Annotated in this window: 17 protein-coding genes; 15 read left to right on the top strand and 2 right to left on the bottom strand. The window is 72.5% G+C overall.

The annotated features are described in order from the left end of the window. Positions 1 to 4: 4 nt before the first annotated feature. Positions 5 to 1186 (top strand): cytochrome P450 family protein, encoded by a 1182-nt coding sequence (locus ACWDGI_RS35745; protein WP_450766311.1) that lies wholly within the window; start codon positions 5 to 7, stop codon positions 1184 to 1186. Between the two features lie 64 nt (positions 1187 to 1250). Here ACWDGI_RS35745 and ACWDGI_RS35740 read toward each other — a convergent pair whose 3' ends face one another. Continuing rightward, entirely contained in the window at positions 1251 to 2261 is a 1011-nt protein-coding gene (locus ACWDGI_RS35740; RefSeq protein WP_450766309.1) for a Gfo/Idh/MocA family protein, read from the bottom strand. Positions 2262 to 2391: 130 nt separating this feature from the next. Between ACWDGI_RS35740 and ACWDGI_RS35735 the strand changes: the two genes are divergently transcribed. The 8 genes from ACWDGI_RS35735 to ACWDGI_RS35700 all read left to right on the top strand — a co-directional run bounded on the left by ACWDGI_RS35735 (position 2392) and on the right by ACWDGI_RS35700 (position 13056). Further along, positions 2392 to 3129, top strand: coding sequence for a GntR family transcriptional regulator (locus ACWDGI_RS35735; RefSeq protein ID WP_450766463.1), 738 nt, complete (start codon positions 2392 to 2394; stop codon positions 3127 to 3129). A 201-nt stretch (positions 3130 to 3330) separates the two neighbouring features. Then, positions 3331 to 4335 (top strand): sugar ABC transporter substrate-binding protein, encoded by a 1005-nt coding sequence (locus tag ACWDGI_RS35730; RefSeq protein ID WP_450766307.1) that lies wholly within the window; start codon positions 3331 to 3333, stop codon positions 4333 to 4335. Beyond that, positions 4332 to 5372 (top strand): ABC transporter permease, encoded by a 1041-nt coding sequence (locus ACWDGI_RS35725; protein ID WP_450766305.1) that lies wholly within the window; start codon positions 4332 to 4334, stop codon positions 5370 to 5372. The genes ACWDGI_RS35730 and ACWDGI_RS35725 overlap by 4 nt, the downstream gene beginning before the upstream one ends. Next, a complete protein-coding gene (locus ACWDGI_RS35720) occupies positions 5369 to 6160 on the top strand; it encodes an ATP-binding cassette domain-containing protein (protein ID WP_450766303.1) in 792 nt (263 codons plus the stop codon). The genes ACWDGI_RS35725 and ACWDGI_RS35720 overlap by 4 nt, the downstream gene beginning before the upstream one ends. A gap of 81 nt (positions 6161 to 6241) precedes the next feature. Next, positions 6242 to 7387 (top strand): ROK family glucokinase, encoded by a 1146-nt coding sequence (locus ACWDGI_RS35715; RefSeq protein WP_450766301.1) that lies wholly within the window; start codon positions 6242 to 6244, stop codon positions 7385 to 7387. Next, positions 7384 to 7965: a sugar kinase gene (locus tag ACWDGI_RS35710; RefSeq protein WP_450766299.1), complete on the top strand. Its 582-nt coding sequence runs from the start codon at positions 7384 to 7386 to the stop codon at positions 7963 to 7965. Before ACWDGI_RS35715 ends, ACWDGI_RS35710 begins: the two co-directional genes overlap by 4 nt. Before the next feature lie 97 nt (positions 7966 to 8062). After that, positions 8063 to 10873: an SNF2-related protein gene (locus tag ACWDGI_RS35705; protein ID WP_450766297.1), complete on the top strand. Its 2811-nt coding sequence runs from the start codon at positions 8063 to 8065 to the stop codon at positions 10871 to 10873. After that, positions 10870 to 13056 (top strand): SWIM zinc finger family protein, encoded by a 2187-nt coding sequence (locus tag ACWDGI_RS35700; protein WP_450766295.1) that lies wholly within the window; start codon positions 10870 to 10872, stop codon positions 13054 to 13056. Before ACWDGI_RS35705 ends, ACWDGI_RS35700 begins: the two co-directional genes overlap by 4 nt. A 77-nt stretch (positions 13057 to 13133) precedes the next feature. Here the strand turns inward: ACWDGI_RS35700 and ACWDGI_RS35695 are convergent, their stop codons facing one another. Beyond that, on the bottom strand, positions 13134 to 13667 hold the full coding sequence (locus ACWDGI_RS35695; protein WP_450766293.1) for a TetR/AcrR family transcriptional regulator: 534 nt from the start codon (positions 13665 to 13667) through the stop codon (positions 13134 to 13136). Between the two features lie 393 nt (positions 13668 to 14060). On the opposite strand from ACWDGI_RS35695, the gene pcaDC reads away from it, so the two are divergent. The 6 genes from pcaDC (at position 14061) to ACWDGI_RS35665 (ending at position 18640) form a co-directional block, all read left to right on the top strand. After that, on the top strand, positions 14061 to 15380 hold the full coding sequence (pcaDC, locus tag ACWDGI_RS35690) for a bifunctional 3-oxoadipate enol-lactonase/4-carboxymuconolactone decarboxylase PcaDC (protein ID WP_450766291.1): 1320 nt from the start codon (positions 14061 to 14063) through the stop codon (positions 15378 to 15380). A gap of 28 nt (positions 15381 to 15408) precedes the next feature. Next, positions 15409 to 16044, top strand: a complete 636-nt coding sequence (locus ACWDGI_RS35685) for an MBL fold metallo-hydrolase (protein WP_450766289.1) — start codon at positions 15409 to 15411, stop codon at positions 16042 to 16044. A 36-nt stretch (positions 16045 to 16080) separates the two neighbouring features. Further along, positions 16081 to 16860, top strand: coding sequence for an exodeoxyribonuclease III (locus ACWDGI_RS35680; RefSeq protein ID WP_450766287.1), 780 nt, complete (start codon positions 16081 to 16083; stop codon positions 16858 to 16860). A gap of 16 nt (positions 16861 to 16876) precedes the next feature. Further along, entirely contained in the window at positions 16877 to 17284 is a 408-nt protein-coding gene (locus ACWDGI_RS35675) for a DUF6278 family protein (RefSeq protein WP_450766285.1), read from the top strand. A gap of 173 nt (positions 17285 to 17457) precedes the next feature. Beyond that, a complete protein-coding gene (locus ACWDGI_RS35670; RefSeq protein WP_450766283.1) occupies positions 17458 to 17688 on the top strand; it encodes a hypothetical protein in 231 nt (76 codons plus the stop codon). Positions 17689 to 17704: 16 nt separating this feature from the next. Continuing rightward, entirely contained in the window at positions 17705 to 18640 is a 936-nt protein-coding gene (locus ACWDGI_RS35665) for a glutamate ABC transporter substrate-binding protein (RefSeq protein WP_450766281.1), read from the top strand. Positions 18641 to 18651 lie beyond the last annotated feature (11 nt).

Here is an 18651-nt window from a genome sequence, read left to right as displayed (position 1 = left end):
CAGCATGCAGGTGACCGACCTCGGCGAGTACGGCGACGGTCTGCGCACGGACCCGCACACGGTCTACGCCCGGCTGCGCGAGCGCGGCCCGGTGCACCGGGTGCGGTGGCCGCTGCCCGACGCGTACCACGAGACCTGGCTGGTCGTCGGGTACGAGGAGGCCCGCGCGGCGCTCGCCGACCCCAGACTGGCCAAGGACACCGAGAAGGCCGGCTTCAAGTTTCTCGACGAGGAGCTGATCGGCAAGTACCTGCTGGTCGCCGACCCGCCCCAGCACACCCGGCTGCGCGGTCTCATCACGCGCGCGTTCACCGCCCGCCGGGTGGCCGCGCTGGAGCCGCGGATCCAGGAGATCACCGACCGCCTGCTCGACGGGATGCTCCCACGCGGCCGCGCCGACCTCATCGACGCCCTCGCCTACCCGCTGCCGATCACGGTGATCAGCGAACTGCTCGGCGTACCCGAGCTGGACCGCGCACGGTTCCGGAAGCTCTCCAACGAGGTGGTCGGCTCCGCCCGTCCGAGCAACGAGTACGACGCGTTCGCCGAGCTCGCCGAGTATCTGAGGGAGCTGATCGAGGACAAGCGGTCCGCGGGCCCGAGCGACGACCTGCTCAGCGACCTGATCCGCACCACCGCCGAGGACGGCGACCGGCTCTCCGTCGAGGAACTGCGCGGCATGGCCTTCGTCCTGCTGATCGCCGGCCACGAGACCACCGTCAACCTGATCGGCAACGGCGTCCTCGCCCTGCTCACCCACCCTGCCCAACTCGCCGCCCTGCGCGCCGACATGAGCCTGCTGGACGGCGCGGTCGAGGAGATCCTGCGCTGGGAGGGCCCGGTGGAGAACGCGACGTACCGGTACGCCGCCGAGCCCCTGGAGATCGCCGGCACCGTCATCGAGCGGGGCGAGCCTGTGATGGTCGGCCTCACCGCCGCCGACCGCGACGGCGCCCGCTATCCGGAGCCCGACCGCTTCGACATCCGCCGCGACCACCGCGGCCACCTCGCCTTCGGCCACGGCATCCATTACTGCCTGGGCGCACCCCTGGCCCGCCTGGAGAGCCGCACGGCCCTGCGCGCCCTCCTGGAGCGCGCCCCGGACCTGGCCCTGGACGGCCCGCACGGCGAGTGGCTGCCGGGCACGCTGATGAGAGGGGTGCGGAACCTTCCGGTGCGCTGGTAGCCGGGGTGTGCTGGTGGCCGGGTGATCCGGCAGCCGGTGGGCTGCCGGCCGGCGGCAGCCGCGGTCAGCCCAGCCGGTCCGGGATCTCGGCGAGGGCCACCGGCCTCCGCTCGTGCCGGGAGACCTCGCAGGCCTCCGCGATCCGCAGCGCCTGGAGCGCCTCGCGCCCGTCGCAGGGGTTGGCGAGCCCGCCGCGCACCACCTCGACGAAGGCACACAACTCGGCCTCGTAGGCGGGGCCGAACCGCTCCAGGAAGCCGGGCCACGGCTTGTCCGCGGGCGGCGGCCCGGTCGGCTCGGTGGAGGCCACCGGCGTACGGTCGTCCAGGCCGACCACGACGGTGTCCCGCTCCCCGGCCAGCTCCATCCGCACGTCGTACCCGGCGCCGTTCAGCCGGGTCGCGGTGGCGGTGGCCAGCATGCCGTCGTCCAGGGTGAGCAGGGCCGCGCCGGTGTCCACGTCACCGGCCTCGCGGAACATGGCGGGCCCGGCGTCCGAGCCGGTCGCGTACACGTCGACGACCTCGCGGCCGGTCACCCAGCGCAGCACGTCGAAGTCGTGGATCAGGGTGTCCCGGAACAGCCCGCCGGACAGCGGCAGCCACTCCGGCGGGGGCGGCGACTGGTCGGAGGTCAGCGCCCGCACGGTGTGCAGGCGACCGAGCCGGCCCGAGCGCACGGCCTCGCGGGCACCCGCGTACCCCTTGTCGAAGCGCCGCTGGAAGCCCATCTGCAGGACCGTCCCGGCCTTCTCCACCTCGGCCAGGGCGTGCAACGTGCCCGGCAGGTCGAGGGCGATCGGCTTCTCGCAGAAGACCGGGATCCCGGAGCGCGCGGCCCGGCCGATCAGGTCGGCGTGCGCCGAGGTCGCGGTGGTGATCACCACGGCGTCCACGCCCCACTTGAAGATCTCGTCCGTCCCGGGTGCCGCCGTCTCCCCGAGGCGGTGTGCCAGATCCTGGGCCCGCGCCGGATCCACGTCCGTCAGGATCAGTGACCCGACCTCACGATTACGGCTGAGCGTGTTCGCATGAATGGTTCCGATGCGGCCCGTCCCGATGACCCCGATGCGCATGGGAACAAGGTGCGGGTGCACCCCGTACGCTGTCAATGCGTATGTCCGGACAATCGAACTACACAACTTCCCGTCAACCCGTCACGGGGATACGCTCGGGCCCGTGCCGAAACCAGATGTGGACCCGACCGTGCCGCTCGACCTGAGGGTGGACCGGAGCTCGCCGGTGCCGTTGTACTTCCAGCTCGCGCAGCAGCTGGAGGCGGCCATCGAGCACGGCTCGCTCACCCCCGGCAGCCTGCTGGGCAACGAGATCGAGCTCGCCGCACGGCTCGGCCTGTCCCGCCCGACCGTGCGTCAGGCCATCCAGTCCCTGGTCGACAAGGGTCTGCTTGTCCGTCGCCGGGGTGTCGGCACCCAGGTCGTGCACAGCCAGGTCAAACGCCCCCTGGAGCTCAGCAGCCTCTACGACGACCTGGAGTCGGCCGGCCAGCGCCCCGCGACGAAGGTACTGGTCAACACCGTCGTCCCGGCGTCCGCCGAGATCGCCGCCGCGCTCGCGGTGGCCGAGGACACCGAGGTGCACCGCATCGAGCGGCTGCGGCTGGCGCATGGCGAGCCGATGGCGTACCTGACCAACTACCTGCCGCCCGGCCTGCTCGACCTGGACACCGGGCAACTGGAGGCGACCGGCCTCTACCGCCTGATGCGGGCCGCCGGGATCACCCTGCACAGCGCCCGCCAGTCCATCGGCGCGCGGGGCGCCACGGCCGCCGAGGCCGAGCGGCTCGCCGAGCCGGAGGGCGCCCCGCTGCTCACCATGCGGCGCACCACGTACGACGACACCGGCCGTGCCGTGGAGTTCGGCGACCACATCTACCGGCCGACCCGCTACTCCTTCGAGTTCCAGCTGCTCGTACGGTCCTGAGCGTGGCCCGGTTTCCGACGTTCCGTTAGTCGCAATGTCCGGACAATGTGAGCACAGAGTGCCGCCCGCCGCCGTCAGGGGTGTACCCCATGTTCGATACTGAGGCTTTTGGGGCAGGCGAGGTCGCCGTCGGTGGTCACCCACGGTGAGCTTCGCCCGCCCCTCTCGCACGTATGAGCACGGCAAGAAGGGCACGGCCTCGTGGCACGGATTCGGACCTGGGTGGGCATCGCGGTGGCGGGGGCGCTCGGCGTCACCCTCACCGGGTGCAGCAGTACCGGCGGCAAGCGGGCGGAGGACGCCCGGAACGCCGCGGCGGCCCAGGGGAGGGCGGCGGTGAACACCCCCCGCTGGACCTTCGCGATGATCACTCACTCGGGGGACGGCGACACCTTCTGGGACATCGTGCAGAGCGGTGCGAAGCAGGCCGCCCGCAAGGACAACATCAACTTCCTGTACTCGCACGACGACGAGGCCCAGCAGCAGGCGCAGCTCGTGGACGCGGCGGTCGACAAGAAGGTCGACGGGATCATCGTCACCCTCGCCAAGCCGGACGCCCTCAAGGCGGCCGTGGCCCGCGCCGAGAAGGCCGGCATCCCGGTGATCACCGTGAACTCCGGTTCCGAGGAGTCCAAGGCCTTCGGCGCCCTCGCGCACATCGGTCAGGACGAGACCATCGCGGGTCGGGCGGTCGGCGACGAGCTGGACAGGCGCGGCAGGAAGAAGGCCCTGTGCGTCCTGCACGAGCAGGGCAACGTCGGCCACGAGCAGCGCTGCGCGGGCGTCGCCGAGAACTTCGACGGCGAGGTCGAGAACCTCTACGTCAACGGCACCAACATGCCCGACGTGCAGTCCTCGATCGAGGCGAAGCTCCAGGCCGACCGCTCGATCGACGCCGTCGTCACGCTCGGGGCGCCGTACGCCGACACCGCCGTGAAGGCGAAGACGGACGCGGGCAGCACGGCCGAGGTCGACACCTTCGACCTCAACGCCAAGGTCGCCGCCGAGCTGAAGGACGGCACCCTCGGCTTCGCCGTGGACCAGCAGCCGTACCTCCAGGGCTACCAGGCGGTCGACCTGCTGTGGCTCTACAAGTACAACGGCGACGTCCTCGGCGGCGGGCAGCCGGTGCTCACCGGCCCGCAGATCATCACCAAGGACCAGGCGGCCGCGCTGGCGAAGTACACCGAGCGGGGCACCCGATGAGCGCCACCTTGGAAGACTCACTTGATGAAAGGATTCTGCAGACCTCTCCGCTGCGCAGACTCCTCTCCCGTCCGGAGCTGGGCTCGGTCGTCGGCGCGCTCGCCGTCTTCCTCTTCTTCGCCGTGGCCGCCGACGGCTTCGTGCGCGCGTCCAGCATCAGCACGGTGCTCTACGCCTCCTCGACGATCGGCATCATGGCCGTACCGGTGGCGCTGCTGATGATCGGCGGCGAGTTCGACCTCTCCGCGGGCGTCCTGGTGACGTCCGCCGCGCTGATCTCCTCGATGTTCAGCTACCAGATGACGGCGAACACCTGGGTCGGCGCAGGGGTCTCGCTGCTCGTGACCCTCGCCATCGGCGCCTTCAACGGCTTCGTGCTCACCCGCACCAAGCTGCCCAGCTTCATCGTCACCCTGGGCACCTTCCTGATGCTCACCGGCATGAACCTCGGCTTCACCAAACTGATCGACGGCACGGTCTCCACCAAGACGATCGCCGACATGGAGGGCTTCCCGTCCGCGCACGCGGTCTTCGCCTCCACACTCACCGTCGGCGGCGTCGACTTCAAGATCACGATCATCTGGTGGCTCGCCCTGGTCGCGATCGCCTCCTGGATCCTGCTGCGCACCCGCGCCGGCAACTGGATCTTCGCGGTCGGCGGCAACCAGGACGCGGCCCGCGCGGTCGGCGTCCCCGTCACCCGGACCAAGATCGCCCTCTACATGGGCGTGGCGCTCGGCGCCTGGATCTCCGGCCAGCACCTGCTCTTCTCCTACGACGCCGTCCAGTCCGGCGAGGGCGTCGGCAACGAGCTGATCTACATCATCGCTGCCGTCATCGGCGGCTGCCTGATCACCGGCGGCTACGGCAGCGCGGTCGGCTCGGCGGTCGGGGCGCTCCTCTTCGGCATGACCAGCAAGGGCATCGTCTTCGCCGAGTGGAACCCCGACTGGTTCAAGTTCTTCCTCGGAGCGATGCTGCTCCTCGCGACCCTGCTCAACACCTGGGTCCGCAAGCGCGCGGAGGCCACCGCATGACCCTCGTCCGGCTGGCCGACGTCAGCAAGCACTACGGCACCGTCCGCGCCCTGGAGGGGGTCTCCCTGGAGGTCCACGCGGGCGAGATCACCTGCGTCCTCGGCGACAACGGGGCCGGCAAGTCCACCCTGATCAAGATCATCGCGGGTCTGCACCGGCACGACGGCGGCACGCTCGTCGTCGAGGGCGAGGAGACGACGCTGACCTCCCCGCGCGAGGCCCTGGACCGAGGCATCGCCACGGTGTACCAGGACCTGGCGGTCGTGCCGCTGATGCCGGTGTGGCGCAACTTCTTCCTCGGCTCGGAACCCCGCAAGGGCCGGGTGCTCAAACGCCTGGACGTCGACTTCATGCGCCGCACCACCCGCGCCGAGCTCCTCCGCATGGGCATCGACCTGCGGGACGTCGACCAGCCCATCGGCACCCTGTCGGGCGGCGAACGCCAGTGCGTGGCGATCGCGCGGGCCGTCTACTTCGGCGCGAAGGTCCTGATCCTGGACGAGCCGACGGCGGCACTGGGAGTGAAGCAGTCAGGTGTGGTCCTGAAATACGTGGCGGCGGCACGCGACCAGGGCCTGGGTGTTGTGTTGATCACCCACAACCCGCATCACGCGTACCTGGTGGGGGACAGGTTCGTGCTGTTGAGGAGGGGCACGATGGTGGGGAGCTACGACCGTGACTCGGTCACCCTGGACGAGCTGACCCAGCAGATGGCAGGCGGAAGCGACCTGGATTCGCTACGCCACGAACTGCGGCGGGGCCAGGGGCGCGGGGAACCGCGCGACTAGCCACTACGGAGCCGCACCCGGCAACGGCGCTTATCTCCCCCGAACGGCGCTACCCGCACGCGTACGGCAGAATCAAGCCCGATGAGCACCTACCGCGACCTCACGGCCCCCATAGGCTCCCGCCGAGCCCCCGTCCTGCGAACGGTGGGCACACGGGAGCGCCGGTCCCACCTGACGGCGCCCCGTGTCCCCACCGTCGGCATCGACATCGGCGGCACCAAGGTCATGGCGGGCGTCGTGGACGCCGACGGCAACATCCTGGAGAAGCTCCGCGCGGAGACCCCGGACAAGTCCAAGAGCCCGAAGGTCGTCGAGGACACGATCGTCGAGCTGGTCCTGGACCTGTCCGACCGGCACGACGTGCACGCCGTCGGCATCGGCGCCGCCGGCTGGGTCGACGCCGACCGCAACCGCGTGCTCTTCGCCCCGCACCTGTCCTGGCGCAACGAACCGCTGCGCGACCGCCTCTCCGGCCGGCTCTCGGTCCCCGTCCTCGTCGACAACGACGCCAACACCGCCGCCTGGGCGGAGTGGCGGTTCGGCGCCGGCCGCGGCGAGGACCACCTGGTCATGATCACGCTCGGCACCGGCATCGGCGGCGCGATCCTGGAGGACGGCCAGGTCAAGCGCGGCAAGTACGGCGTCGCCGGCGAGTTCGGCCACATGCAGGTCGTGCCCGGCGGCCACCGCTGCCCGTGCGGCAACCGCGGCTGCTGGGAGCAGTACAGCTCCGGCAACGCGCTGGTCCGCGAGGCCAAGGAGCTGGCCGTGGCCGACTCCCCGGTGGCCTACGGGATCATCGAGCACGTCAAGGGCAACATCAACGAGATCACCGGCCCGATGATCACCGAGCTGGCCCGCGAGGGCGACGCGATGTGCATCGAGCTGCTCCAGGACATCGGCCAGTGGCTCGGTGTCGGCATCGCCAACCTCGCCGCCGCCCTCGACCCGTCCTGCTTCGTCATCGGCGGTGGCGTGAGCGCCGCCGACGACCTGCTGATCGGCCCCGCGCGGGACGCGTTCAAGCGCCAGCTCACCGGCCGCGGCTACCGCCCCGAGGCCCGGATCGCCCGCGCCCAGCTGGGCCCCGAGGCCGGCATGGTCGGCGCCGCCGACCTCGCCCGCCTGGTCGCCCGCCGCTTCCGGCGTGCCAAGCGGCGCCGGGTCGAGCGGTACGAGCGCTACGAGCGGTTCGCGGAGGCCCGCCGCACCCGGGACACCGCATGACCGCTTCGCTGCCCCGCCAGGCCGCGTCCCCGGAGGAACCGAAGCGCCCGCCCGAGACCCCCGGGCACAAGGCCCGCCGCCGGACGCTCACGCTGCTGATCATCGTGCTGCTCATCGGCGTACCGGCCGGCTACCTGGTGATCTCCGCCAACCAGAGCCGCAACAGCGGCAAGGACAAGGAGTCCAAGTACTCTGCGACCGGCCTCACCGAGGGCTGGCCGTCCAAGGTGCAGCGGCGGCTCTACCAGGTGCCCGTCCCGCACCCGGCCGACAGGATCGCCTACTACGAGACGAACAACTGGAAGACCAGCCGTCTCTACGTCCAGTTCCGGACCAACAGCGCGGGCCTGGACAGTTTCCTGGAGGGCATGGGCGTCAACCGGGACGCGCTCAAGAAGGACGACATCAGCATCAGCTCCCGCGACCAGAAGATCACCGGCTGGAAGTTCACCGGTCCCGGCCCCTGGTCGGGCCTGACGCACAAGCAGAAGAACCCGTCGCCCACCCAGGACGTGGTCGTGAACACGGCCGACCCGAACTACCCGATGATCTACGTCGTCTCCCGCACCGTTCCGTGACCACGGCCCCCGGCCGGCCGCCGGGGCCGATTGTCAGACCCCGCCCGTACAGTCGAAGACGTCTGATCCGACATGTGGGCGGGAGGTGGCAGAACGTATGAGCGGCACGGTGACCGAGACCCCCGACGGCGTCCCGCTGCGCCTGGCGGCGGTCTATCTGCCCGCCGACCTCCCGCGCCAGGGCCGCATCGCCTTCTGGGACCCGGACGGCGCCCCGCTGCCCGCCGCCGCGACCGAGGACCTGACGGTCGTACGACGGCACGGCGCCGGTGTCCGCCGCCGGCAGGTGCCCGCGCTGACCCTGCCGCTCGGCGAGGCCCTCCCCCTGCTCGTGCGGGCCCGCCGTGACCCGGCCGCACACCCCGCCACCGCCTGCTGGGGCGCCGCCGCCCAGCACGCGCTGCGGCTCGCCGCCCGGGGCCGCCTGCTGCCGGGCCTCACCCCGGCCGGACACGACGCCTGGCGCGCCGGGCCCCTGGAGCCCGCCGACATCGCCCACCTGCGTGCGGTGGCCGCCGCACTGCCCGCCGAGGGCCACGCCGTCCCGCTGCCCGGCCCCGGCCCGCTCCTGCTGCCTCAGCCGGAGGCGCTGATCCGCTCCTTCCTGGACGCGGTCGCCGACACCCTGCCCCGCACCCCGGCCGCGCCGCACACCTCGGGCAGGCCGTTCGCCGCCCGCGAGGCCCAGCGGCTGCCCGACGCCCAGGAGTGGGCCGCGGAGGTCGCCGCCGGCATGGACGCGGGCGTGCGCATCTCGCTCCGCCTCGACCTGTCGGCCTACGACCTCTTCGACGACGGCGAGGGAGCGCACCGCGCGGGAGCGGCGATCGTCCAGGTGCACAGCCTGGCCGACCCCACCCTGATGACCGACGCGACGGCACTGTGGGCGGGGCGGTCCGACGCCGCCTTCGGTCCCCGCGCGCGTGTGGACGCGGCGCTGGCCGTACGCCGGGCCGCGCGGGTGTGGCCACCGCTGGACCGGCTGGCCGAACAGGACGTGCCGGACGTGCTCGCTCTCTCCGAGGAGGAGTTGGGCGATCTGCTCGGGGTGGCCGCGACCCGGCTCGCGGCGGCCGGGGTCGCCGTGCACTGGCCCCGGGACCTGGCCCAGGACCTCACCGCGGCCGCCGTGATCCGCTCCGCGCCCGGCTCGGCGACCGACAGCACGGGCTTCTTCGAGGGCGAGGATCTGCTGCAGTTCCGCTGGCAGCTGGCGCTCGGCGGGGACCCCCTCAGCGACGCCGAGATGGACGCGCTGGCCGAGGCCCACCGTCCGGTCGTACGGCTGCGGGACCGCTGGGTGCTCGTCGATCCGGCCCTGGTCCGCAAGGCCCGCAAGCGCGAACTGGGCCTGCTCGACCCGGTCGACGCGCTCTCCGTGGCACTCACCGGCGAGGCCGAGGTGGACGGCGAGACCGTACCGGCGGTCCCGGTCGGCCTCCTCGCGGCCCTGCGCGACCGCCTCACGGCCGGCGTCCAGCCCGCCGAGCCGCCCGCCGCCCTGCGGGCCACCCTGCGCGACTACCAGCTGCGGGGCCTGGCCTGGCTCGACCTCATGACCTCCCTCGGCCTCGGCGGCTGCCTCGCCGACGACATGGGCCTCGGCAAGACGATCACGGTCATCGCCCTGCACCTCAGGCGGGCCCGCACCGAACCGACCCTGGTGGTCTGCCCCGCCTCGCTGCTCGGCAACTGGCAGCGGGAGATCGGCCGGTTCGCGCCCGGCGTCCCCGTCCGCCGCTTCCACGGTCCCGACCGCACTCTGGACGGCCTCGACGGCGGCTTCGTCCTCACCACCTACGGCACCATGCGGGCCGCCGCGGCCAGGCTCGCCGACCAGCCCTGGGGCATGGTCGTCGCCGACGAGGCACAGCACGTCAAGAACCCCTACTCGGCCACCGCCAAGGCGCTGCGCACCATCCCGACCCCCGCGCGCGTGGCCCTCACCGGCACCCCCGTGGAGAACAACCTCTCCGAACTCTGGGCCCTGCTCGACTGGACCACCCCCGGACTCCTCGGCCCGCTGAAGTCCTTCCGCGCCCGGCACGCGCGCGCCGTCGAGAACGGCGAGGACCAGGAGGCGGTGGCCCGGCTCGCCCGCCTGGTCCGCCCCTTCCTGCTGCGCCGCAAGAAGTCCGACCCGGGCATCGTCCCCGAGCTGCCGCCCAAGACCGAGACCGACCACCCTGTCCCCCTCACCCGCGAACAGGCCGCGCTGTACGAGGCGGTGGTCCGCGAGTCGATGCTCGCCATCGAGACGACGGCGCAGGGCATCGCGCGCCGGGGCCTGGTCCTCAAGCTCCTCGGCGCCCTGAAGCAGATCTGCGACCACCCGGCGCTCTACCTCAAGGAGGAGACGCGCGCCGACGGACTGGCCGCCCGCTCCGGCAAACTCACCCTGCTCGACGAACTGTTGGACACGGTCCTCGCCGAGGACGGCTCGGTGCTCGTCTTCACCCAGTACGTCGGCATGGCCCGCATGATCACCGCGCACCTCCAGGCCCGCGCGGTCCCGGTCGACCTCCTGCACGGCGGCACCCCGGTACCGGAGCGCGAGGGCATGGTGGACCGCTTCCAGAGCGGCGCGACCCCGGTCCTGGTGCTGTCGCTGAAGGCCGCGGGCACCGGCCTCAACCTCACCCGCGCGGGTCATGTCGTCCACTTCGACCGCTGGTGGAACCCGGCGGTGGAGGAGCAGGCCACCGACCGCGCCTATCGCATCGGCCAGACCCAGCCCGTCCAGGTGCACCGCCTGGTCACCGAGGGCACGGTGGAGGACCGCATCGCCGAGATGCTGGAGGCCAAGCGCGCCCTCGCCGACGCGATCCTGGGCTCCGGCGAGTCCGCGCTGACCGAGCTGTCGGACCGCGAGCTGTCGGACCTGGTGTCGCTGCGGAGGACGTCATGAGCGAGGACGAGCAGCGGCCGGGCGACGCGGCACGGCGGGCGTTGCGGGCGGCGCGGGGACGCGGTGCGGAGACCGGGGGAGACGAGGCGGCCGCGGCCGGGGCGCGGCCCGGGGGCCCCGCCGCGCCGGGTACGGACGCCGAGCGGCGGGTACCCAGGGCGTCCGAGGCGGCGCGGCTGGCGCTGCGGGCGGCCGCGACCGCGGCCTCGAAGGAGGCGGAGCGGCGGGACGCCGAAGCCGAGGCCGACGCGGGCCGGGCCGCCGTGAGCGGTGGTGCCGCTGTCCCCGACCCCGGGCCGGTGGACGCCGGGGAGCCGGCACCCGCTGCCGTACGACCGGGCGCCCGCCCCGGTGACGTGGCGCGCGAGGCGCTGCGTGCGGCCCGCGCGGAGGCGGCAGCGGCGGAGGCCGCGGAAGGAGCGTCGGTTCGCGCGGTACGCCGGCTGCCGTCGCCGGCCCCGGCGGAGTCGGTTCGTGGTCGCACCGCCCAGGACCTGAGGCAGTTCCTGGCGACCGCGTTCAGGATGCCGAAAGAGGAACCCGACCCGAACGAGCCGGCACCGGCCGACGCCCCGGCGGATCAGGCGACCTCGACGGCGCACCTCGACGAGGACGGGGCGCGACCCACGACATCGCAACACGCCCAGACGAAGCTCACTCCGGCCGCGCCCACCGACCGCCCGCAGCCGACGATCCCCGCGCCTGCCGCCCCCGAGCGACCGCAGCCGACGGCCCCCGCGCCTGCCGCCGCCGAGCGACCGCAGTCCGACGCCCCCGCGTCCGCCGCCCCTCCCCGCATCCCCGAACCGACCTTCTCCTCTGCGTCTGCCATGGCCTCCCGTGCCCCGGATCCGACCGGTTCCGTCTCGGCCGCCGGTCGGCCGGAGCCGGAGGGCGCCTCCAACGCCCCCCGCCTGCCCCGGACCATGGCCACCCCCCATCGCGACAGCGAGCTTCGCCGGACCTTTCCCTCGCTTCCCTCCCGCGCCGGTGCCGCTGGGGCGGACTTCGCCGGTACCTGGTGGGGGAACGCCTGGGTGCGGGCGTTGGAAGACGGGGCGCTGGACGTGCAGCGGCTGGTGCGGGGGCGGGGTTATGCCGAGCGTGGGCACGTGGACGCCATCACCGTGACGCCGGGACTGGTCCTGGCGTATGTACAGGGGAGCCGGCCGCGGCCGTATCGCGTGCAGGTGCGGTTGCGCACCTTCGGCGAGGACGAGTGGGAGCGGTTCCTGACGGCCGCCGCCGACCGGCCCGGAGACATCGCGGCGCTGCTCGACAAGGAGCTTCCGCAGGCGCTCGCCGAGAGCGGGGTGCCCTTGTTGCCGGGGCCCGGCGAGCTCGAACCCCGTTGCAGCTGCCCGGACTACGGGCACCCCTGCAAGCACGCGGCCGCCCTCTGCTACCAGACCGCGCGGCTGCTGGACGCCGACCCGTTCGTGCTGCTACTGCTGCGCGGCCGCGGCGAGCGCGAGGTCCTCGACGCCCTGTCCCGGCGCAACGCCGCCCGCGCGGCCCGCGAGCGGCAGCCGGTGTCCCTGCCAGGCGTCCGCGCCACCGAGGCCCTGGCGCCGCGACAACTACCGCCGTTGCCAGCCCCGTTGCCGGTACCGTCGCACCCCGAGCAGCCCCCGGTGTACCCGGGCGTGCCCGGCGGACCCGACCCCTTCACGCTGGACCAGCTCGCCACGGACGCCGCCGCCCGCGCCCACGCCCTGCTCGCCACCGGACGCGACCCGGTCGGCGAACTGAGCCTCTGGCAGGACGCGGTACGCCTCGCCGCGGCCCGCCCCGGCTCCGGCCTGACCGCGTCCACCCGCGCCCTCTACGCCTCGCTCGCGGACGCCGTCGGCCGCACCCCGGGCGACCTGGCCCGCGCGGTCGCGGCCTGGCGGCAGGGCGGCCCGGAGGGGTTGGCCGTGCTGGAGGAACCCTGGGATCCGCCGGCCGGCCGTTTCGACCGGGCCAGACCCCTGCTCCTGGCCGCCGACCTCCCGGCCTTCCGGCCCTGGCGCAACCACCTGACCCACCCCGGCGGCCATGTCCAGCTCCGACTGGGCCACGACGGTCTGTGGTACGCCTACGAGTCCGAACCGGGCCACGACGACTGGTGGCCCAGAGGCACCCCCGACCTGGACCCGGTGGGCGCGCTGACGGGCCTCGGGGCGACGGACGACCTCTAGAGACCCCGGCGCCAGGTGTTCGTGCCGATGCCGTCGTGCCGGGCCACGCACCCGGGGAAGGGCGTATCGAGCCCGGGTCAGGACGAACGCGGCAGATACCCGCGCGCCCACCACGCCGGAGCGCAGGCCACGGCCGCGTCGACCATGTCGTCCTTGGTGACCGAGGGGTCGTCGAGCCAGGCCTTGATGGCACCGGCGAAACCGTGCGCCATGAACTGGGCGATCACCTGCGGGTCGGCGTCGGGCAGCGCGGAGCGGTCGGCGCGCGCCATGAACGCCAGGGCGTACTCGGCGAAGTGGCGCACGAGCGCCTCGTAGACCCCGCTGGCCGCCGGATCGCCGAGGGAGAGCCGGTAGACCGCCCGGAACCGTTCGACGTGGTTGCCCACTTCCGCGGTGGTCAGCCGCAGCAGATCGCCGGCCGGGTGCCCGTGTCGCGCCCGCTCGTCCTCCAGCCGGTGACCACGGTCGAGGTCGGCGTCGAGGACCTGGATGAGCAGCTCCAGCGGAGTGCTGTAGCGGTTGTAGAAGGTGGCCCGGGTGACCCCGGCGCGGTCGGCCAGTTCGGCGACGCTGATCTGGGAGACCGGCCGCTCCGAGGCGAGTTCCACGATGGCCCGCTCGAAGGCCTGGGTGGTCCGGGTGATGCGCGGGTCGATCCGGCCGCTCAGCGTACTGCCCTCCTGTCAGCCGGCGACCGCGTCGCTTCCCGGTTCCGGGTGCCCGGTCCGCCGCCCTGTGCTGGGTCCATCTTGCGGCACGGGAATGCGAACGCCATAAAGCAGGGATATGTGAAACCGGATATCGGGAATCTTCGCGAAGTCGCCACAATGGTCGGTTCCTTGACAGGAGAAGACGGAACTCGTTCACCGTCTGGCACTCAATCCGCTGGTCGGCGAGATTTGAGAGGGTTTTCCGAAGAACCCGCCGGGGCCGCGGGAGCGAGAGCCGTTAGGTTCGGACCGGCGATGTGAGATTTCGTGACGCATGAGAGGCTCAGACGGGTGAGCGAGACACCACCGAACACCCTGCAATACCGCTTTGACGGGCCAGAAGACGCACCTGTCCTGATCCTGGGTCCCTCCCTGGGTACCACCTGGCACATGTGGGACCGGCAGGTCCCGGAGTTGACCCAGCAGTGGCGGGTCTTCCGTTACGACCTCCCCGGCCACGGCGGCTCCCCGGCCCACCCGGCCGGTTCCGTCACCGAACTGACAGCCCGGCTGCTGGCCACGCTCGACTCCTTCGGGGTGCAGCGCTTCGGCTACGCGGGCTGCGCGCTCGGCGGTGCCGTCGGCATCGAGCTGGCCCTGCGGCACCCGGAGCGGATCGCCTCGCTCGCGCTGGTCGCCGCCTCACCCCGGTTCGGGACGGCGGACGAGTTCCGGCAGCGCGGTGTGATCGTGCGGACGAACGGCCTCGACCCGATCGCCCGGACCTCGCCCGAGCGCTGGTTCACCGGCGGGTTCGCCGCCGCGCAGCCCGCGATCACCGAGTGGGCCGTCCAGATGGTGCGCACCACCGACCCCGGCTGCTACATCGCCGCCTGCGAGGCCCTGGCGGGCTTCGACGTACGCCATGAACTCGCCCGGATCGGCGTGCCCACGCTCGTCCTGGTCGGCTCGGACGACCAGGTCACCGGCCCCGCCGAGGCCCGCACCCTGGTCGCCGGGATCCCGGACGCCCGGCTCGCCGTGGTGCCCGGCGCCTCCCATCTGGTCCCGGTCGAGCAGCCGGCCGCCGTCACCGACCTGCTGGTGCGGCACTTCTCCACCGCCTGGCAGCCCGCCTACGACTCGACCACCGGCCAGATGGCCATCCCGGCCGCCCCGCCGAAGCCGGTCCTGGCCGCCGCTCCGCAGGCCGTACCCCAGGTCGCCCCGCAGGTCACGCCCCTCGCCGAGATCGCCCCGGCCGCCGCGGTGCCGCAGCCGCTCGGGCGGCCCGACCCCTACGACGCGGGACTGAAGGTCCGCCGTGAGGTGCTCGGCGACGCGCACGTGGACCGGGCGCTGGCCCAGGCCGACGAGTTCTCCGGGGACTTCCAGGAGTTCATCACCCGCTACGCGTGGGGCGAGATCTGGGACCGGCCCGGACTCGACCGGCGCTCGCGCAGCTGCGTCACGCTCACCGCGCTGGTCGCGGGCGGCCACCTGGAGGAGCTGGGCTTCCATGTCCGGGCGGCCCTGCGCAACGGCCTCACCCCGGGCGAGATCAAGGAGGTCCTGCTCCAGGCGGCGGTGTACTGCGGGGTGCCGGCGGCGAACAGCGCCTTCCGGGTCGCCCAGCAGATCATCCGTGAGGAGACCACTCCCGAGGACTGACGGGCCGCCCGGGGGCAGGATGGTGACCATGAAGCTCACGAAGAAGTCCCACGCGTGCGTGCGCCTGGAGAAGGACGGGCGCACGCTCGTCCTGGACCCCGGCGGGTTCAGCGAGGAGGACGCGGCCGTCGGCGCCGACGCGATCCTGATCACGCACGAGCACCCCGACCACTTCGACGAGGGCCGGCTGCGAGCCGCGCTGGACGCCGACCCGGCCGCCGAGATCTGGACCCTGGAGTCCGTCGCCGACCAGCTCGCGGCGGCCTTCCCGGGCCGGGTGCACACCGTCGGCCACGGCGACACGTTCACCGCCGCCGGCTTCGACGTCCAGGTGCACGGCGAACTGCACGCGGTGATCCACCCCGACATCCCGCGCATCACCAACGTCGGCTACCTGATCGACGGCGGCAAGGTCTTCCACCCCGGCGACGCCCTCACCGTCCCCGACCACCCCGTCGAGACGCTGATGCTCCCCGTGATGGCCCCCTGGAACAAGATCTCCGAGGTCATCGACTACGTCCGCGAGGTGAAGCCGCGGCGCGCCTACGACATCCACGACGCCCTGCTCACCGACCTGGCCCGCCCGATCTACGACCGCCAGATCGGCGCCCTGGGCGGCGCGGACCACCAGCGGCTGGCCCCGGGGGCGTCGGCGGACGTCTGAGGCACGTTGTCAGAGGGGCCCGGTAGGTTGTCAGGCATGCGCATCGCGACCTGGAACGTGAACTCGATCACCGCCCGCCTGCCGAGGCTCCTCGCCTGGCTGGAGAGCAGCGGCACCGACGTGCTCTGCCTCCAGGAGGCCAAGGTCGCCGAGGCGCAGTTCCCGGTCGAGCAACTGCGCGAGCTGGGCTACGAGGCGGCGGTCCACGCCACCGGCCGGTGGAACGGCGTGGCGGTGCTGTCCAGGGTCGGTCTGGCGGACGTCGTCAAGGGCCTGCCCGGCGACCCCGGCTACGACGGGAGCGTGGAGCCCCGCGCGATCTCGGCGACCTGCGGTCCGGTCCGCGTCTGGTCGGTGTACGTGCCCAACGGCCGCGAGGTGGACCACCCGCACTACGCCTACAAGCTCCAGTGGTTCGAGGCCCTCAAGGCGGCCGTGGCCGGCGACGCGGGCGGCAGCCGCCCCTTCGCGGTCCTCGGCGACTACAACGTGGCGCCGGCGGACGACGACGTCTTCGACCCGGCCGCCTTCGAGGGCCTCACCCACGTCACACCGGCCGAGCGGGCCGCCCTGACCGCACTGCGCGAGACCGGCCTGTCCGACGTGGTCCCGCGCCCCCTGAAGTACGACCACCCGTACACCTACTGGGACTACCGCCAGCTCGCCTTCCCCAAGAACCGCGGCATGCGCATCGACCTGGTGTACGGCAACGAACCCTTTGCCAAGGCCGTGCAGGACGCCTACGTCGACCGCGAGGAGCGCAAGGGAAAGGGCGCCTCCGATCACGCTCCGGTGGTGGTGGACCTGGACGTGTAGGTGTCAACCTGGGGCCATGAACATCCCCTTCCTGGGTAACAGGCACCACCACGCCGGTGACGTGCCCGTGATCGCCGACCCCGATCTGCTCGCCGAGTGCGAGCTGCTGCGCGCCCAGGCGGCCGAGGAGGGTGTCACGCTCGACGACACCCCGGCCTCGCTGGAGGCCCTCGACCAGTTGGTCCCGCGCTGGCGGGACGACGAGGAGACCCTGACCTGGCTCGGCACCGACGCCGGCCTGTATCTGGGCACCGTCCTGATCCGGACCGTGCCCGGTGCGGAATGGGAGATCCGTGCGGACGGGGAGCCGGTCGTGCGCCTCGAGTCCGGGCGGGAGTTCGAGGTCGTCGAGTCCGGCCACGACTGGGCCGAGAGCGGGGTCCCCGAGCTCTCCCAGCTCTACGCGGAGGTCGCAGAGGCCTGACCGGCGGCCGTGCGAACGGCGATCACCGCAGCGATCACCGCATCGCCACCCCCGGCGATAAAGACCGTGTAAATACGGCTAATGCCCGAAAAGTGCGTGTCGTGCCTCAAGTCCTTCCGCGGCTGGATAGTTTGCGGCAACCACGACACAGCTGAGAGTGGGTAGGGCTGCGGATGGCCGTCGATCGTTTGATCGAGCTGCGTGACGTCGACAAGTACCACGGCGAGCTCCACGTCCTGCCGGACGCCGGTCTCACCGTCGGCAAGGGGGAGGCGGCCGACGAGGTCCCGGCGGCCGTGCGGCAGCTCGCCCGGGACGGCGTGGACCGCGCCCCGGAGGAGTTCCTCACCGCCCCGCGCGGCGAGCGGGCCAGGGACGTCCACTCCGAGATCCTCGAGCCCTGAGCGGGGAGTGCGACCCATGCGCCGTACCCCCCGGCTGCCCGCCGCCCCGGCCCTGCTGAGCGCCCTGCTCACCGCACTGCTCGCCACCGCCGGAGCCGCCGGCTGCGGCAAGGAGGGCAGCCCGCCCAGGAAGGGCCCGGCGGCCGGCACACTTCCGCACTACCAGGTGGCGCGGAACGTCCGGCTGCCCGCCTCCAGGGCCTGGACCAGGGCGAAGCGGCGCGGTTACTTCGTCGTGGGTGCCAAGGAGGACCAGCCCTACCTCGGCGAGCGGGACCCGGCCACCGGCGTCTACTCGGGCTTCGACATCGAGATCGCCAGGATGATGTCCGCCTCCCTGGGCCTCGCCCCGGAGACCGTCCGCTTCCGGACCATCGCCTCCGCCAACCGCGAGACCGCCCTGCAGAACGGCCAGATCGACTACTACGTCGGCACCTACACCATCAACGCCAACCGCAGGAAGCTGGTCGGCTTCGCCGGACCCTACTACCTGGCCGGCCAGTCCCTGCTGGTGCGCCATGACGAGAACGACATCCACGGCCCCCAGGACCTCGCCGGCAAACGCGTCTGCTCGGCCGCCGGTTCGACGCCGTACCAGCGGATCAGGGCCGACTACCCGAAGGCGGTCCTGGTCGCCTACGACACCTACTCCGTGTGTGTGGACAACCTGCTCACCTACCAGGTCGCCGCCGTCACCACCGACGACGCCATCCTCATCGGCTACGCGGCGAAGGCCCCCGGCGAACTCAAGGTCGTCGGCAAGCCGTTCTCCCAGGAGCCGTTCGGCATCGGCGTCCCGCGCGACGACACCGCCCTGCGTTTCGCGATGGACGACGCATTGGAGGCCCGTGAGAAGAACGGCGACTGGAAGAAGGCCTACGACGCGACGCTCGGCCTGTCCGGGGTCCCCGCCCCGAAGCCGCCCCCGATCGACCGCTATCCCGCGAGCTGAGCGAGGACGGC

The sequence above is a fragment of the Streptomyces sp. NPDC001220 genome (assembly GCF_053597895.1).
This window is presented reverse-complemented; position numbering and strand designations above follow the sequence as displayed.